The sequence below is a fragment of the Longimonas haloalkaliphila genome, assembly GCF_055379825.1.
In genome coordinates this window covers 2,111,448-2,128,414 of the sequence record NZ_AP043948.1, presented here as the reverse complement: position 1 = coordinate 2,128,414, position 16,967 = coordinate 2,111,448, and the positions used below count along the sequence as shown (strand labels likewise).

Genomic DNA, 16,967 nt, shown 5'->3' with positions numbered 1-16,967 from the left:
GGCATTCGTGATCGAGCGCGGGGTCGCCAAGGAAGACAAGATGTATACGTTGGCTGGACGTATAATCAAAAAAAGACGGATTCAGTACCCTATACAATGTTGCCGACACTGGCGGACACCCCGTGTCCACCTGCTCCCATCAGCTTGTACACCACATCCGCCGTTTGCTTTTGGATACGCCCCGGGTACCGACATGCTGCTTCACACGCCCTCGTTTGCCATGCACGAACAGCTTCAGATGGCGCGCGAGCTGGACTACACCGGCATCGTCTTCTGGTGGGGCATGGGCATTCACCCCGTTCCTGCGTTCTACAAACACTACGTTTACCTCTTTACGGAAGACGCGACTGCTGAGGCGGAGGCCTTTCTGGCAACGGCCCGTCGGCACTGCGCTCACGAGGCGTTTCAGCGACACAAGGCGCTCAAGGCCGCCGGCGAGGTGGCGATTGGCCTGACCGAGCGCCTGCCCCGCCGCGGCCCCGATACGCCGTTCGACCCGGAGCACCCCCGCTGGGCCGATGCCGAGTGGGCACCGCCTCTGGACGAAGATCCCGACCCGGAGGTGCCTGGTGGATTTCGGTAGATCCATAGTGGAGGGGTGAACGGAGACCTCTACACCTCCAGACCCCATGTTCACCCTCACTCCAGCTCCTTAAACTCCTGCACCCGCTTCCCCAGATCGCCGTTGTCCCACACGAGCACCTGGCTCCCGTGCCCCCCTTTCTCGGGCGAGGGCATGATCGCGAAGCGCTTGCCATTGGGGCGTTCAATATTGACAACCACATGCAGGAGCCAGTCCGAGTCGTATATGATGCTATAGACGTCGGCTTTCACCGCCTCGCCCGGCTTCACGTCGCGGTAGACCCAGTCGTCGCTTTCTTGATTGATGACATCGTCATCTGCTGTCAGGAAGCCGCCGGAATTTAGCCTAACGACTGGCAGTGTCTCATCCGACTCATTCACAAACCAGAGTATGCGCTCCGCCGGATCCGAGGAACGCGCACGCACAAAGCGGTAGCGCGGGCGGCGGGTCTCGGGGTCGCGCACCTCAAGCCCCGGTGCAAATTTGCTGGTCGTAGAGGGCGGCGTCCATGAAAAGGCATCCTGCAGGCGTTCGGTATTAGGCTCACTGTTCGACATATCATTCGGGAGATTGATATCTGTAAAAACGCATTATCACATACCACTCCCACGCACGCCACGGACATCCCCCGTCCCCCCTCCATCCTTCCACCCCTTCACACCCGTTCTCTCGAACCTTCTTTACATGACACCCGTGTGAAGAGAAAACGCATCAACATCCCCTCCAACGGCGCATGTCGCCTTGCGCTTCTACCGGACGCCAAGTGTCCGTCTGATCTGGCGTGTGTCGTTGGCCTCTTGTATCTATTCGCACCCTCGCTTCCACGTATCGCCCTGTTCTGTATGGATTCTTCTAATGTATCTGGGCCGCTTCTCCGCCAACTTCAGTCTCTGTTGGATACGACGGCTCCGGATCCGACCGTCGTGTTTGTGCCTCGGATGCAAGTGGGAAAAGCGCTCGAAACAGCGCTGGCACGAACGCAGCCCACCGCCGGACTCACCTGCACAACCGTCCGTAACTACGCCGCGCTTCTCGCCCGCTCCGTACAGCGCGAAACCGATATGCGTCCGCTCGAAGATCCGGCGCAATGGGCGACCGCCGCCTGCTACATGCTCTCCGAGGAGCAGCGGAAGGAGCTGACCCAGGGCGCCCCCGTTCCGCGGGTAGCTCGTATGCTGGCTCAGATGTTTGCTACGCTCCGGATGCACGGCATCTCTCCCGATCTCTATCAGTCCCATATCGAAGAGACACCGGCCCAACAGGCCAAGGCCGCGGCCTATCGCATCTACACCGACCTGCTTCATGAGAACCGCCGCGCCGACGCGGCCACCACGCTGGAGCATGCTACACGCATTGTGTCGGCTGGGCAGGTTGCTTCCTGTGCGTACACGGCGGTGGGCCTGCTTGACGTGACAGATCTTCCACTACAAGCTGAGCGCTTCGTGAATGCGCTCGTTGATGCAAGTGTGCATCCATGCTATCGACTGGGCGCAGCCGCTCCGCATCCCGCTAACGCTTCGCCTGCATCTGCAGCCCACTCCGATCTTCACGCCACGGCCCAGCCGGTGCAGGCATTTGTGCCAGGTCCCACCGGGCGCGCCGTGCACGATGATGTGCGTCCTGATGATGCAGAGCATCTCCGGTTTGCGCGAACCGTCGGGGCCGATGAGGAGGTGCGCACCGTGCTGCGAGACATGCAGGTTCGCGGCTATGCGCACGACACCGTCGAAATCGCCTACACCGCTCCCGATCCATATCTTGGACTTATCGAGCAACAGTTGCAGCGCCACGACATTGCGGCTACGTTGAGCTCTGGGCAGCGCCTTCGGGATACGCCCTCCGGACGTGCACTGCGGACCTACCTCGACTGGCTGACGGGGGCGCAGGATATGGCCGGGCTCGTACACCTGCTGCGCGCCGGGCACCTCACGCTCCACCGCGCACGCCCCGACGATGCGTTTCAGCACGATCAGTTCGTAGCCACCTGGCTGGCCGAGCAGACGTGTCCCGATGGCGCTGCCTCCATTCTGCGTGCAGTGAAGCGCCGTGCTGAAGATCGGACGGATGACAAGGCTGATCGCTACCACGCTACATACGAGACGCTGCGCACGCTGCTTCACGACGCCCCGCATCCGGACGCCCCTGAACATCACGTAGCGCCCGCCAATCTGGCCGATCACCTGTACCGGTTTGCCGACACTTTTGGGCCCAAGCCATCGAAGGATCTGGGAGAGGCGCAGGCCGTGGAGAGCGAACTGGCTCGTAAGCCGTATGAGCGTCTCCTCGCTCACCTGAAACGCATGCGCACCGACGAGCATGGGGCCGACGAGCAGGAAGCCACCGCGCAACCGCTCTCACTGGCCGCCGATGCCGTACGTGCTGTAATGGACCACGAGTTCGGCGGCGCCCGTGCCCCGCGTCCCGGACGCGTACATGTGGTGCCGCTGGAGTCGGCGGGCTACACTGGGCGCGATCACCTCTATGTGGTGGGTATGGATAGCGAGGCGATGGCCGTCTCCTTGCAAGAAGATCCGCTGTTTACGGATACCGAGCGGAATCGACTGGGAGCTATTGGCGAGCGCATCCCACGCAACGCACAGCGAGTGGCTCCTCGGCGGTGGATGCACGCGCAGGCCCTGAACCGCCACGCGGGCGATGCCCTTTTTGTGATGCAGCATCTCGATCCGGCCAAGAGCGAAGAGCGCTTCCCGTCGACCCTCTACCAGCGGTTGCATGCCGCAACGTATCCAGACAAGGCTAATTCTAATGGTGCCGATGCGACGCATCCCAACGAAACTACGCATACACTCCGCATCCCCGAGCCTGAAGACGCGCTCGACACCCTTGACTTGCTACACTGCGATCCTGATGGGGTTGAATCCACGGCGGCTACCGAATGGATCAAAGCGCAGTATCCGCACATCAACGCCGGACGCGAGGCCACACAGGCGCGCCGCTCAAAGAAGGTGACGGTGTACGACGGCCTGCTGCCCGACTCGGACTATCCCGAGCTTGACTTCCTGTCGGAGGACCACGACGCCCCGATGTCGCCGTCACGCCTGGAGATGTTCGCCCAGACCCCGTATCTGTACTTCGTCAAGTACGTGCTGAGGGTGCGCAAACTCGATGAGCCGGTCCTCGAAGAGCGCGGCTGGCTTGATGCTCTGACCCGCGGCACCATTCTGCACGAGGCCTATGAGCGGTTCGTACAGGGACTCGGGCGGATGCCACGAGCAAACGACAAGAAGGCGCTTCGTCAGTCTCTAAAAGAGGCCCTGCACGCCCAATACGAAAAGCGAGGCCGTCCGCCCTCTGAGCACATCGAAGCGATCATCGAACATCAGCTCTGGGAGGATGCGCAGATTCTCATTCAGGCTGAAGTGGAGCGCGCCGCCCCCGGCATGGCGCCCACACACTTCGAGTGGAGCTTTGGGTTCGATGGCAGCGACGTGCCTCCGGCGGTGCTTCCCATCGGCGACGGCACGCTGCACCTCCGTGGCTCGGCAGATCGCATCGACACGGTCAATGGCGCACTGGAGATCTGGGACTACAAAACCGGAAAATCCGATAAGTTTGATCCCCAAGACGGTCTTTCTGACGACCGATGGTCGCTGCAATGGCTGCTGTACGCCTGGGCCGCTGAGACGCTGCTGAACAAGACCGTGAGGCGCTCAGGCTACTACTTTGCTACCCGCCGCGAAATGGGCCGCCGCATCGAATACGAACTAAACGACGCTTATTCCGCCAGGGGCCACCGCATCCTCAAGACGCTATCCGCGATGGCAAGAAGCGGCGTGTTTGTGCCCTCGAAAGGATCTATGGAGAAAGACGGGTGGAGGTATCAATTCAACACACTCGTGGAAGATCGCAAGGCGCATGAAAAACGCGATAAGGCAAGCGCCTTGCCCGACGACCGTCTGCATCTACACAACAGCATACGCAATCCTGATTGACCGGTGCGCCGGGTGCCACCCTGCTCACAGCACGCTACTTCGTTTCCTATCAAAGCCCAACTCCATTCATGCCTGACCGCTCCTCCGAATCTGACAAGACGACCCGTGACCGCATCGGTCCGTTCAGCGAGAACCAGTTGCCTGACTGCTCTAACTTCGAGTCCGATAAAAACTTTCTGGTGCGCGCTTCGGCAGGTGCCGGGAAGACCACCGCACTGATTGCTCGCATCGAGGCGCTGGTACGCGAGGGCGCCTCCATCGGCGACGTCGCTGCGATTACGTTCACGCGCAAAGCCGCCGGCGAAATGAAAGCGCGCCTCTTTGAGCGCTTTGAAGCGGTGCAGGAGCACGCGACTGGGGAAGAGGCCAACCGGCTCCAGACCGCACGCGATGAACTCGACCAGTGCTTTGTGGGCACCATCCACAGCTTCTGCGTGCAGATCCTGCGGGCCTTTCCGCTGCGTGCAGGGCTGCCGCCTGACTTCACGATGGAGACCGACGCCTTGCCCCTCCAACGGCTGCGCGATGAAGCCTGGCAGGCTCATCTCGAATCCGCTTACGAAGAGCATCCCGAGGACTTCCAGGCGCTTCTAAACACCGGCACCGACCCCGCCGACCTGCGCCCGATGTACAACGAACTCGCCAAGTACCCGGACCTCGACGCCCACATCAGCGCAAACGCTCCCAGGCCGGACCTGACTGAGGCCGTTGAGCAGACGATTGCGTTTGTGGAGACGTGGGCATCTTATCTCCCCGACGAAATCAACCCAAATTATAAATTCACTGTTGCCGTTGAGAAGGCGCACCGCATTCTAAAGGTCAAAAAGCCAACGACAGTTCGCGAAAAAGGGGAGTTTCTGGAACTGTTCTACAAGCTGGATGAGGCAAGCCAAGTGCTACGCGTTGGCAGTTGGAAAGACTGGGAGGGCACGATTATGGGGCAAGCCACGACAAACGACCTGCGGGATGAAGGGGCCCCAGAGTTTACACGCACGGTCGTGAACCCTGCCGTGAAGCGCTGGCACGCTTACGTCCACCGCCTCTGCACCCAACTGGCTGTGGGCGGACGCGAGCGACTCATCGCCTTGCGCAAGGAGCGCGGCGTGCTCTCGTCGAGCGACGTGCTGTATCATACACGCAACCTGCTCCGCGACAACCCGGACGTGCGTGCCCAGTGGCAGGCGCAGTATGACGACCGCCCCCGTCTCCTGGTCGATGAGTTTCAGGACACCGATCCGCTGCAGGCCGAAATCCTCTTCTACCTCACCGGCACGCGCCACCACGAAACCGACTGGCGCGCCACCCATCCGAAAAAAGGCTCCCTCTTCGTGGTGGGCGACGACAAGCAGTCCATCTACCGCTTCCGCCGGGCCGACATGGCCATCTTCAACGAGGTGGCCGATCTCATCGACAGCCAGCCCCATGGCGAATCGGTTCGACTCACGAAGAACTTCCGATCGCTCCGGGCGCTCTGTGAGCGCTTCAACGACGCATTCGAGGGCCCATTCGAGGATGATCGCGGTCAGACTCCCGCTAACCTGCCCGCTGAAACGGTTCAGGCCGAGTACACATCGTTCGTTCCGCACCGCACTGCCGATGCCCTCCATCCAGTGCTCTACCAGTCCGCCATTGAGTACAAGAAGTACGACAGCCGGTCCAGCATCACCGGAGACGACGCGTCTTTCATCGCACGGTACATCCGCCGGGCGCACGACTCCGCCGATCCTATCATGCACGATGAAAACGGCGAGACCCTTGTCGACGGCGTACCTGGCGACTTTATGATCCTGACGCGCAATACCGGTCAGCTTCAAACCTACGCCGAAGCGCTCTCGGAGCAGGGCGTCCCGTACACCATCGTAGGCAGCAAAGACGCCGACGAATCGCCCGCGCTGCGCGGACTGCTTCAGCTCCTTACCTGCGTCTTCCGCACCAACGACGCGCTGGCTCACCTGGCCTACTTGCGGGGCCCCCTTGTGGGCATGAGCGACGCCGATCTCTACACGCTCCGCCAAGCCGAGTACCGGTTTGGGTTGTGGTGGAAGGATGCAGAGGCTCTGTTGGATACGGACATTCCGCCCGCGCTCCGCAAGCGACTTACCCACGCCCACACCATGCTTTCAGATGCGCAGACCCATCTCCAGACCCAACGTCCGGCAGCAGCGCTGGAGCAGATCCTGGACGAGACCGGACTCTACGCCCACGCTGCCACCGATACTGAACAAGCTTCGCTGCAGGCTGGACGCACGCATCAACTGCTACACACCGCACGCGTGCTCGACGCGAAGGGCGAGTCGGCCTACGATATCTGGCAGCATCTACAGCGCATTGCCGACGGCGAGGTAGACGTTGACGGCCTCACCCTCGAAACCGGCATGGGGGCAAAACCCAACACCACTGACTCCGGTCGCGACGGCGCGGTGCGGCTGCTGAATGTGCACAAAGCCAAGGGGCTGCAAGCCAACGTCGTCTTCCTCGCCGACCCGTACGGTTCAAACGACCACGACCCCACCGCACATGTCCGCCGCGACAAGAATGAAGTGGTGGTGCCAGTGTTTGAGAAGGGGTATTATCGAACCAGTATCGAAGCCACTCCCAAGAGATGGGACGACTTCACCGCGCACGAGAAAACCTTGGAAAACGCCGAAGAGCACCGTCTTCAGTACGTTGCTGCTACCCGCGCGAAGCAGATGCTTGTCGTATCTCGCTACATCGATAAAAGCGGGAATTACAAACCAGACTTCTGGGATGCTGTCGATACGTATTGCGATACGGCCGATGTACCCGAGCTTGAACTGCCTCCACCCAGCGACCCGTCCGACACACCGATGCACGGCCCGCAGGTGATTTCGGGGATCGAGGCGCGTGTGGACAAACAGCGTCAGCAGCGCGCGTCACAGGCCGCGCCATCATACACCCGTGCCAAACCATCGAATGACCACAGCACAGTAGCCCTGAGTCTGCCCGATGACGTCAATGGCCACGGCTCCCTGTTCGGAAATGCCTTGCATGACGTGCTTGAACAGATCGTGCTGCACCGCCAGTCCATTCTGCCTCTCACCGATGCCGACCTGCAAGCGGTCCTGCACGAACACATCGACGACGTGGCGGAGCACCACGCATCCCACCTGCGCCGCATGATTACGCGCTTTTTGGACAGCCGCATCTGGAGCGACGTGATTGCTGCCGACCGCGTGTACACCGAGCTTCCCGTAGGACGCCCCGTTGCCCACGAAGAAGATCCTGCTGTGCAGCAGGGACTTATTGACCTGCTCTACCGGCACGAAGGCATCTGGCATCTGGTCGATTATAAAAGCAATCGTATCGACACAGGCAACCCAACGGAGGATGCCAAACGCTTACGCGAGTGGGTGACCTACTACGAATCGCCCCTACGGACATACGCCGCTGCCTGGACCGAAGCAACCGGCGCCCCCATCGGCACCTGCGCCCTCTGGTTCGCCGACGTGCCCGATACCGCCCCCTACGACGCGTGGCAGCTGATAGCCGTTTGATCGGTGCTACAGCACCCATATTTGCACCTCGTCTCTTTTCTATGACCGACTTCTACTGCCCCCATGCCCAAACCCAACCTGAGCACCTACGAGAAAATTCGTCGCTACCTGGCCGAGGGCCACGAGCCAACGTCCGCCGAACTGGCCGAATTCACCGGCACAACCAAGCGCACTGTCCGGCGCAACATCCGCAAGATTCAGGAGAACGAAGGGATTGAGGTCCGCGGATACCAGGATGAGAATACCGGCGAAAAGCGGTTCTGCTTCCCTGAAGAGCATCATCTGGTAGACCCCGACAGCGATCTGAACCTGGATGCCGAGGAGCTGCGGGCGCTTCAGATCTCAGCCATGGCCGCAAAAACGATGCTGGCTCCGACACCCTTTTCCGATGCACTGGAAGAAGCCGTTCAGAAGCTTACCGAGCACCTCAGCGACGTGGAGGCAATCACGTCGTTCGACTTCGAGCGACAGGATGAACAGTGGTACTTTGACTCAGGGCGTCGGAGCGCATTTACCCGAGACGTATTCGACGCCATTCTGGAAGCCCTCCGCGACGACCGAAAGATAAAGATTGATTACTACAGCGCCTATCGCGACACCCGCACGCCCAACCGGATTGTGGACCCGCACACTATTGCCGTTCGAGACGGGTCGTGGCTGTTGATTGCATACTGCGAGATGCGAGAAGATGACCGCACGTTTGCCCTTGGCGGCATCGAATCCGCCCAACCCGTTGGACACCCCCAGCCCAGGAAACGGTCGTTCGATGCCGAAACGTATTTCAAGAACGCATTTGGCGCAATGCGAGACTCAGATGAGTACACGGTAGACCTGCATGTCCATCCCGATAAGATCGAAAGCTTTCGGCGCAAAGAGTATCACCCCGAGCAGTTCGTTCCTGAAGAGCCGCTCGATGACGGCTGGTATCGGGTGACGTTCAAGGTCGCCGGGCTTGCGGGTATTGCCTCGTTCGTGCGCGCCTGGGGACCGCACGTCCGCGTCGAAAGCCCGCCCGAGCTGCGCGAGCAGATCAAAGCGGATGCGGAGGCGATGGCTGCTTTGTATGGAGAGGGGGATGCGTAGACGTAAACACGGTCTTACCAACGACCCTCCAAACACGTTGCTACTGCTGTGTCACACGTGAATGTTAGGGTCCAACATTGTCATCGCGAGGAGGGAGCCTGCGACCGACGCGGCGATCTCATGCCGTTGATTGAGCAACTGTATCCGGCCTGAAAGCATGAGATTGCGTCGCTGCGCTCGCAATGACAAGGGTGTAGGTTTCTTCTCAGCATGTTTGTAGAAATTGAGCATCACCCCAAGATTGCCCTGTGACACGGCACTACAGTCAGTCTGGCCCGAAACTAACATCCAAGCTATTACATACCACCGTATAACACAAGACATCATGCCCGTATGATTCGCTCATTTGCTGACGCTGAAACAGAAAAGGTGTATCACCGGCAGTACTCCAAGAAACTGCCTGAGGATATCCAGCAACGGGCTCGCCGCAAGTTACTTATGATCAAACGCTCCCAGGACGTAAACGACTTACGCGTGCCGCCGGGCAATCGGCTCAAGAAGATGAGCGCAGGCCCGTGTACTGCACGCTGGAGCATACGCATCAATCAGCAGTGGCGCATCTGCTTTGAGTGGCATGACGGTGATGCCTACAACGTCGAAATTATTGATTATCACGACTGATACCCATGGCACAGAAGATCCCTCCAACCCATCCTGGTGAGGTGCTCAGCGAAGAGTTTCTCAAGCCCATGAGCGTGAGTCAGAGCAGACTGGCGCGCCAGATTCGCGTCGCCCCGCGCCGCATCAACGAAATTGTAAACGCAAAACGCGGGATCAGTGCTGATACCGCGCTCCGACTGTCTGCCTTCTTTGGTAACAGCGCCGAGTTCTGGCTCGGACTCCAGTCCGACTACGACCTCGAACAGGCGCTGGATACACACGGCGACGAGATCCAACGGGATGTGCAGCCGTTCGACGCCTGAGCTGTTGGATCTCTAATGACACCGTGAAGCGGCTCCCACAGTCCCTTCCTCCTCGGGGAGGAAGGTTAGGATGGAGGGGTCTTCTCACGGATGAGAATCTGAATCTACTCGTCCAGCAATCCACCCTGCAATAGCTTCAACCACACGGTCTGTATCTTGCAGGACGTCTTTCGACGTGAAGCGGAGCACGGTGATGCCGAGCGCTTCCAGATCCGCCTGACGAACCCGGTCGTGTTGGGCTACATCAGGGTATTCGTGCGTAAGGCCGTCTACCTCTATTGCGAGGCGCAGCGGGCGGCAATAGAAGTCGACGATGTAGCGCTGAACAATGTACTGCCGCCGAAACGTGACCCCGTGTATCTGTTTCCGCCGGATCCGATGCCACAGCCGCCGTTCGCTCTTCGTCATGTTCCTACGAAGCCTGCGCGCTACCGGACGCAGGCTTTTATCTTGAGGCATCTTCCGCATCCTATTGATTTTTATAATGTTTGGGGCTCCCTAACGACGGCTTATCCTAATCCCTTCCCCTAAATCCCCCTCCTCCGAGGGGGACTTCGGAAGTGGCACCCACAGTCCCTTCCTCCTCGGGGAGGAAGGTCAGGATGGAGGGGAAACCACCTTGTCATCTACAAAAAGTAAATAAGGGCAATTACGCGCGAAGTCCAGCGCTAGTATCGGTTTGCCCGAGAAGATCTTCAAGAGGCACGGCGACAAATCCGAGTTGACAGTCAAAAAGCACCTCAAAAGCCCCCATTCCCTGAATTGCCTCGGAACGTCCGATACAAGTCATCCCGGACAAGGCGCCCCAGCGCCGCAGATCCGGGATCTTCCCGCTGTTCAGGGCGGCTCTGCCATCAAAGCGTCTCGCAACCGCCATCACTCTTTCCATCTCATTCTACCCCGGACGCCCACTGTCCGCCCTCAAATCCATCGCTATATAAGGCAGCGGTAATCAAGGAAGGGCGATCCGCTTGCATAGATCGCCACACCACTCGCATCCACACACCAACCGCTACCCCATTATGCCTACCGTTACCCTGAAGTCCGACACCTACCACCGCCTGGAAACGCTCGTCACCTCATTCGAGGACACCCCCGAGACTGTCATTCAACGGCTGCTGGATGCGTGCGCCCCCGGCACCATCGACGAGGCCGACACCGCCCGCATCCTCACGCTCGACCCGGACGATCCCGACGATCTGCACCACACCAAGATCGCCCACGGCCACTTTGCCGGACACGCGATCGACGGACGCAACTGGTCGGATCTCGCGAAGCTCGCCCACCGCGTGCTGGCCGCGCGGTGCAACACGATCGAGGAGATCGCCGAAGCGTCCCCCTTCAACGTGCGCGCTGAACGCTACGAGCAGGACGGCTACCGCTATCTGCCCGGCGTGGGCATCTCCATCCAGTACCAGAGTGCGATGCACATGTGGGCCCACAGCCACACGCTGGCCCAGCACCTGGGCGTCCCGGTCGTTGTCCACTGCATCTGGCACGACAAGCCCCAAGCCGCTCACCCTGGCGCCACCGCCCGCCTGGCCTGGACGCCGCCGGTGGTGTAGAGATGTATTTGCACAACCAAGGTACCTCACCCGTTGGGAATGCGTTGCGATTCCCAACGGGTTGGTGGTTGAATGTGAGAACACGGAACGGTACCTTGTAAAATGTACCTATCGGAACGCAATTGCACCGCGTGCTCCGGTGCCAGAACCTTTTCTTTCCCTATCCTGACACAGACAATTTCCTATGGCTGACGACCAACAAGCAACTCCTTCTGCGGCTTCTGAAACTGTAGCCTCCAACGAGGAAAATATAGAGGATCAAAGGGAGGAAGAGAAGAAAGAAGCCTTGCAGATTATTTTTAGTGAGCTGAAAAATGATTTTGAGGCAAGGGTGCGAGAAGGAGCTTCTTTTTCCATTAACTTTGACTACGACTCTGATCTAAGCACTTCAAAAAACGGAAGATATGTGAATATTGAAGGCTGGAAGGTAACTTTCGATTTTACTAAAAGTGAATCAGATAATGCGAACGAGTTTAAAATCAACTTTGAAGTTAAATCGACCCCGATTGGAAAGAATTCAGAAACCCGCCGAGTAAGCAAAACGGATAGAGGATACGTTGAATTCATCGCCGCAGGTAATTCTATATCCACAAACTTTTATTACAAGAAAAACTTATTTAAACTACTAGAGATAAATAATGAAATCGAAATACCTCAAAAGGAGCTTTCTTTAGAACCCCATAAACAGGTCAACCCCGAAATATTGGAGGTGTGGTTTCCTCCCAAATCCGAAAGTATGTCACTTCAGTGCCCAATTAAGTTGAGTGATGAAAACGATGATTGGATAGGGGCAGAATCACAAAACTGGCTTGAGATTGATGAAGGACTTGTGGTTGAGAGTCCGACAATGAGAATAGAGAATGGTGAGGTCGATAGTGATTTTGATAAATGGTGGAGTGTAGTCCGATCAGTAGTTAGTTATTGGACCGTTGCCGCTGTATACTCGGAAAAACGAATTGGATCGTTTCTGGCAGATGATAAAGGTGGCGAAAGCAATACAGATAAGGAAAAAAAATCAGAAGATCACTGGGGGTTGCCTCCCAAGCATTTGTTTGAACCTGTACGTCCGGTGAATCTAAATCCGAGTGATGTTCTCTTAGATCTTGAAAAAGATGGATTGCACTTCCCCTGGCACGTTATAGAATCTGCCTGTGCTGCACTAAACGCAGGAAAGAATGTGATTTTTACCGGTCCTCCTGGGTGTGGAAAGTCAAAGTTGGCTTCTTTTTTAGCGCAAAAGGCCACACGGCAACGGCCTCTGATGGTTACAGCATCACCAGCTTGGACTTCAGGCGATCTTATCGGACGGTATATGCCTGCTCGAAATGGAAAAGGGCTGGTTTTTCGAGAAGGGTTTCTTTTACGTGCCGTACCACAGAGTGGTGTATCGAAATGGCTAATCATTGATGAGTTCAATCGGGCCGACATTGATAGCTGCTTTGGAGAACTCTTTTCCGTCTTGGCTGGTGATGCCGTGCAACTTCCATTCGAGAAATTGACAGAAGGGGATGGGGAACTGGTTGAGGAGGAGGAAAAGACAAAGTCTACTTCATTTGTTCGCATTATCCCAGCAACTGCAGATCACGTCGAAGCACAACCAGGAGATTACAGAGTACCTCGGCGCTTCCGTCTGATTGGCACCATGAATGATGCGGATCGCTCAGGACTAAATAATCTCTCATTTGCATTGATGCGTCGATTTGCTTTTATCCCTGTAGAAGCACCAAGTAATGAGGTCATCAGCCAAATAATAAACGGCAAAAGTGACGAAAAGGGTGAAATAGAGAGAACAACGGACGATCTCAACTTAGAGAAATATTCTTGGCATATTGCTGGAAAAAATAGTGTCACAAATAGCGGAGAATCTAAAATAGAAAGCATAAGAAAAGAGCTCAATAGTCTCTTTTGTATATCCAGGTCCGATCATGAGTTTGATAATCTGATCTCAAGCAAATCAGTCGGAATAGCAATAATCAAAGATGTTATTCGCTTTGTTGGTGAGGGAATGCGCTCACCGGGTTCAGGTAAAGAGCGCTCCATTGATTTTAGAGCGATAGAAGAGAAAAAGTTGCCTGGAAAACAAAGTGTAGAGGCTCATGTTAGCTCGCGGCTGAACAATTTTGGCTTAGATTTTTGCAAGGCTATAGCCAACGTGTTTTCATCGATGTGTTTTCATCGATGTGTTTTCATCGATGTGTTTTCATCGATGTGTTTCCATCGATGTGTTTCCAAGAACAAGCGCTTTGCCCGCTGCAATGATTGGCTTCCCGATTGATGAGCTTCTGAGCGAGGACGAGTGTTATCAGTATCTGAAGCGGTCGCTTCACCCGGAGGGCCTGTCCTGTCCGAACGGACATGCCCTGCCTGACGACCAGGCTCCCCACGATCGCCGTCGGGCCCCGGTGTTGGACTACCGGTGCCGAGAATGTGGGTCGGTGTTCAACATTTTCACCGGTACGGTCTGGTCAAAGACCCAGTACGACTGCGCTACCATTGTGATGCTTCTTCGAGGATTTGCAAAGGGCATTCCGACCAAATGGTTGACCGATGAGATGGATTTGGCCTACCCGTCCGTGCTGAAGCGACGTCACCGGATTCAAGAGGCGGTTCAGAACGGAGAACGCGTCGGGCTTCCTGAAAGACGTCCTCAAGGGCTTCCTGAAAATCGTCCAGAAGGGCCAGAAGAGGATTCAGAAGAGGGGGCTGAACCCTCGGATCAGGAAGTTGAAGTCGATGAGATGTATCAACATGCGGGGGAAAAAAGGAGATCCGCATCGCGATCCCAATGATCCCCCGCGACAGCGAGCGAACAAGCAGCGCGGACGAGGAACGTATGCCAATGACTGCGTACCGATTGTCGGGCTGGTCGGTCGTGAGACTGGATCGGCCCGCTTCCAAGTTTGCCCCGACACAACAACCGCAACGCTCCAGGAGGTCGTTACTGAAGAAACTGGTGAAGAGGCGCTCATTTACACCGATGAAAATCGTTCGTACCTATGGCTTGAAGATGAGGAGGAACCGCGAGAACGGATGGCGATCAACCACTCCACCGGTTGGGCGGCCGACCGGGATGGAGATGGAATTCGGGAGGTGCACGTGAATACGATCGAAGGCATCTGGACCGGCTTACGGAACCGACTGCGGCTGTTTCGAGGCGTACACAAAGACTACCTATCCGGGTATGTCGCGATGTTTGAGTTAGCCTTCAACCACGACCATGTGAGTCCTGATATCCTACAGCGGATGTGTGGACTGTAAGCTTCATCACAGACTTAACATGAGCCAGTGTAGATAGAGACAAAGTAGCAGAGATGCTTGTGCTCTCTTACCTCGCCTTGGCCTTGGTGCTCCAGGTCTTCCCACAACTGGAATCACTAGAGCAGTCCGGAACAGGCGGCGACAACAAGTTGCGAGATGCTATCAAACACATTTTCTGGTCCATGCATGTTGAAGTCGGTTCAAGTAGCGACCTTCGCATGCTTCGAATTGCTAAGAGTGATGAAGGTAGTAAATACGAGAGAGTCCTAAAATCCGACCAAACTATCGCAGAGTTCCTCTTTGAAAACCTAAAAACACGACTCCCAAACCTTGATGCAAATCGGTTGCGCAAGGAGCTGATAGAGGAAGGTTGGCTTTCTGAGGAGGCATAGTGTATCTGCTTCTCCTCTGCAGTGAAGTGAACCGCTGTAGAGGGGAAGTTTGCCTTTTCGGATGCTTTCTTTTCTCACCTCAACATTTTCTATGAGCACGCACAACCGTGTTTCCACTGAAGCAGACCTAAATCTATTTACCTCACAGATCGCCTGGGCCGGCAAGCGGCTGCATGATAACAGTCTTGTAGAGCTGGTGCGCTGGGTGTCGTTGCAGGTGCATGGACGTATTACAGGGGAGAAGAAGGAGCGGGAAGATTCACCGCTGGTTAATGCGCTCCTCAAAATGTTGCAAATGGAGTCACAGCTCCAGAAAGACGCCGAGCGGAAGTTGATTGCCCTCATGCAGCACACGCTCAAAACGTCTGTGCCCCGCTGGAAGGAAACGGATACACCAACCCGGCACGTAGACTGGCCCCGCACCTATCAGCGAGCGCTGGTACAGCCACCTACCCGCTATCAGAATCGCGTAACCGAACGTGTGCCTGATGCACAACTCATGGGCGCACTCGTCTATCAGGCGCGGCAGTGGCGCGATCTGCTTTCACGTGCCTCACAGAGCTACCAGCAGCGCTGTGAGGCCCTGAACAACGCTGTAGATGCTCTCACAGACCGCCACGCCGTGCGTCCAGGTCCGCTAACCCTTCCGCTCATTCACCGACTGGAGCAACACGGCCCAACAGCACAAGATGCAGCCCGCGCCATTCGGCGTGTCTTTGCTCAGCAGCATCGCATTCCCGAGCCTGGACATATCCGCAAGCATCTGCACAGTGTCCTTGAACAGCAGGATGATCTGTACGAGGACGCGATCGATGCAAAGAACAAAGCTTTCAACGACATTCTGGAGGTGAGTGTGATAACGGCGGTCATGCGTGTCGTTGACAAGACAAAGGAGTGGGAGCCCTCTAACATCAGTCTTGATGGAAGCAAATTCAGAGCCGTATATCAGCATACGATCCATCCGATTACGGTCACGATTGGCAAGTCGCCTCCCAGTCCGGATGCTTACGTACAAATACGTAAATCGGCGGGGATGGCAAAGAATGTAGACCCGAGCGATAGTGAACCAGACCTCTGCCTCACGTTCACTAACACCAGATCTGACAAGTCTATTTCTGTGATGGGGGATGCAAAGCGTAATGGTAGTACGAAAGATGAAAAAGAGGGCGCAGGCTACTTTCGTGATGGGCTTCGCACGGCGACTTATTACATGTCGGCATATGCCAAAGCGATGGACGTGACCATTTCCAACACCGAAGAATGGGAGCTCAGTAATCCTGATGAGGCTTCGTTACGCGCTCCTACTGGTAAAATCCGCCCCACCGTCACGCTCTTTTGCAGGCAGGGCACCGATACAACCCTTTTCACTAAGGCGGATGATGCGCCCAGCAACGATAAATGTCCGCCTATCTTAGCTTGTGACATGGATACACATTTCGGGATGAACTCCAATTCGGAAAAATGGAGTTCGCCTTTCATGGTGAAGTGGTTTGACCACATTGCAAAGCAGGCGGTGGATATCCTTAGCTGACTTGTGCACGATCATTGAGAGAATGCACGTATTATCGTATGTTGGTTCACAACGCACATTAACTACCTGCTTCCGTCTGCCCGTTTAACCAAGCTGGTGCAAAGCCATACACGGCGATATGTAGCAGGTACATGTTTTCAACAATAAGACTGCATGCCACGGCC

General features: G+C 56.5%; 14 protein-coding genes. 12 read left to right on the top strand and 2 right to left on the bottom strand.

All coding sequences use genetic code 11. The annotated features are described in order from the left end of the window. The first annotated feature begins 193 nt into the window (after nt 1-193). Entirely contained in the window at nt 194-583 is a 390-nt protein-coding gene (locus tag ACZ48V_RS08280) for a hypothetical protein (RefSeq protein ID WP_464538281.1), read from the top strand. 56 nt (nt 584-639) lie between these two features. Here the strand turns inward: ACZ48V_RS08280 and ACZ48V_RS08275 are convergent, their stop codons facing one another. After that, nucleotides 640-1,140, bottom strand: a complete 501-nt coding sequence (locus ACZ48V_RS08275; protein WP_464538280.1) for a hypothetical protein — start codon at nt 1,138-1,140, stop codon at nt 640-642. 285 nt (nt 1,141-1,425) lie between these two features. On the opposite strand from ACZ48V_RS08275, the gene ACZ48V_RS08270 reads away from it, so the two are divergent. From ACZ48V_RS08270 to ACZ48V_RS08250, 5 genes are all read left to right on the top strand, one after another. Then, the gene (locus tag ACZ48V_RS08270; RefSeq protein ID WP_464538279.1) at nt 1,426-4,536 is read left to right on the top strand and encodes a PD-(D/E)XK nuclease family protein; all 3,111 of its coding nucleotides are present in this window, start codon (nt 1,426-1,428) and stop codon (nt 4,534-4,536) included. A gap of 68 nt (nt 4,537-4,604) precedes the next feature. Next, entirely contained in the window at nt 4,605-8,051 is a 3,447-nt protein-coding gene (locus tag ACZ48V_RS08265; protein ID WP_464538278.1) for a UvrD-helicase domain-containing protein, read from the top strand. A gap of 63 nt (nt 8,052-8,114) precedes the next feature. Then, a complete protein-coding gene (locus tag ACZ48V_RS08260) occupies nt 8,115-9,134 on the top strand; it encodes a helix-turn-helix transcriptional regulator (protein ID WP_464538277.1) in 1,020 nt (339 codons plus the stop codon). A gap of 333 nt (nt 9,135-9,467) precedes the next feature. Then, the gene (locus ACZ48V_RS08255; RefSeq protein ID WP_464538276.1) at nt 9,468-9,755 is read left to right on the top strand and encodes a type II toxin-antitoxin system RelE/ParE family toxin; all 288 of its coding nucleotides are present in this window, start codon (nt 9,468-9,470) and stop codon (nt 9,753-9,755) included. Nucleotides 9,756-9,760: 5 nt separating this feature from the next. Then, complete coding sequence (locus ACZ48V_RS08250) at nt 9,761-10,057, top strand: HigA family addiction module antitoxin (protein WP_464538275.1); 297 nt, start codon at nt 9,761-9,763, stop codon at nt 10,055-10,057. Between the two features lie 84 nt (nt 10,058-10,141). Here ACZ48V_RS08250 and ACZ48V_RS08245 read toward each other — a convergent pair whose 3' ends face one another. Next, a complete protein-coding gene (locus tag ACZ48V_RS08245) occupies nt 10,142-10,516 on the bottom strand; it encodes an endonuclease domain-containing protein (protein ID WP_464538274.1) in 375 nt (124 codons plus the stop codon). A 512-nt stretch (nt 10,517-11,028) separates the two neighbouring features. Between ACZ48V_RS08245 and ACZ48V_RS08240 the strand changes: the two genes are divergently transcribed. The 6 genes from ACZ48V_RS08240 to ACZ48V_RS08215 all read left to right on the top strand — a co-directional run bounded on the left by ACZ48V_RS08240 (nt 11,029) and on the right by ACZ48V_RS08215 (nt 16,803). Then, complete coding sequence (locus ACZ48V_RS08240) at nt 11,029-11,622, top strand: T4SS efffector SepA family protein (protein ID WP_464538273.1); 594 nt, start codon at nt 11,029-11,031, stop codon at nt 11,620-11,622. Nucleotides 11,623-11,806: 184 nt separating this feature from the next. Further along, entirely contained in the window at nt 11,807-13,897 is a 2,091-nt protein-coding gene (locus ACZ48V_RS08235) for an AAA family ATPase (RefSeq protein ID WP_464538272.1), read from the top strand. Next, entirely contained in the window at nt 13,878-14,411 is a 534-nt protein-coding gene (locus tag ACZ48V_RS08230; protein WP_464538271.1) for a transposase, read from the top strand. Before ACZ48V_RS08235 ends, ACZ48V_RS08230 begins: the two co-directional genes overlap by 20 nt. Next, the gene (locus ACZ48V_RS08225) at nt 14,371-14,880 is read left to right on the top strand and encodes a transposase (protein WP_464538270.1); all 510 of its coding nucleotides are present in this window, start codon (nt 14,371-14,373) and stop codon (nt 14,878-14,880) included. The genes ACZ48V_RS08230 and ACZ48V_RS08225 overlap by 41 nt, the downstream gene beginning before the upstream one ends. A gap of 53 nt (nt 14,881-14,933) precedes the next feature. Further along, complete coding sequence (locus ACZ48V_RS08220) at nt 14,934-15,272, top strand: hypothetical protein (RefSeq protein WP_464538269.1); 339 nt, start codon at nt 14,934-14,936, stop codon at nt 15,270-15,272. A gap of 91 nt (nt 15,273-15,363) precedes the next feature. Next, nucleotides 15,364-16,803: a hypothetical protein gene (locus ACZ48V_RS08215; RefSeq protein ID WP_464538268.1), complete on the top strand. Its 1,440-nt coding sequence runs from the start codon at nt 15,364-15,366 to the stop codon at nt 16,801-16,803. Nucleotides 16,804-16,967 lie beyond the last annotated feature (164 nt).

Bases quoted from the DNA above. Each gene is read 5' to 3' on its own strand.
- ACZ48V_RS08280 (WP_464538281.1), top strand. From the start codon at position 194: ATGCTGCTTCACACGCCCTCGTTTGCCATGCACGAACAGCTTCAGATG.
- ACZ48V_RS08275 (WP_464538280.1), bottom strand. From the start codon at position 1,140: ATGTCGAACAGTGAGCCTAATACCGAACGCCTGCAGGATGCCTTTTCA.
- ACZ48V_RS08270 (WP_464538279.1), top strand. From the start codon at position 1,426: ATGGATTCTTCTAATGTATCTGGGCCGCTTCTCCGCCAACTTCAGTCT.
- ACZ48V_RS08265 (WP_464538278.1), top strand. From the start codon at position 4,605: ATGCCTGACCGCTCCTCCGAATCTGACAAGACGACCCGTGACCGCATC.
- ACZ48V_RS08260 (WP_464538277.1), top strand. From the start codon at position 8,115: ATGCCCAAACCCAACCTGAGCACCTACGAGAAAATTCGTCGCTACCTG.
- ACZ48V_RS08255 (WP_464538276.1), top strand. From the start codon at position 9,468: ATGATTCGCTCATTTGCTGACGCTGAAACAGAAAAGGTGTATCACCGG.
- ACZ48V_RS08250 (WP_464538275.1), top strand. From the start codon at position 9,761: ATGGCACAGAAGATCCCTCCAACCCATCCTGGTGAGGTGCTCAGCGAA.
- ACZ48V_RS08245 (WP_464538274.1), bottom strand. From the start codon at position 10,516: ATGCCTCAAGATAAAAGCCTGCGTCCGGTAGCGCGCAGGCTTCGTAGG.
- ACZ48V_RS08235 (WP_464538272.1), top strand. From the start codon at position 11,807: ATGGCTGACGACCAACAAGCAACTCCTTCTGCGGCTTCTGAAACTGTA.
- ACZ48V_RS08230 (WP_464538271.1), top strand. From the start codon at position 13,878: ATGATTGGCTTCCCGATTGATGAGCTTCTGAGCGAGGACGAGTGTTAT.
- ACZ48V_RS08225 (WP_464538270.1), top strand. From the start codon at position 14,371: ATGCGGGGGAAAAAAGGAGATCCGCATCGCGATCCCAATGATCCCCCG.
- ACZ48V_RS08220 (WP_464538269.1), top strand. From the start codon at position 14,934: ATGCTTGTGCTCTCTTACCTCGCCTTGGCCTTGGTGCTCCAGGTCTTC.
- ACZ48V_RS08215 (WP_464538268.1), top strand. From the start codon at position 15,364: ATGAGCACGCACAACCGTGTTTCCACTGAAGCAGACCTAAATCTATTT.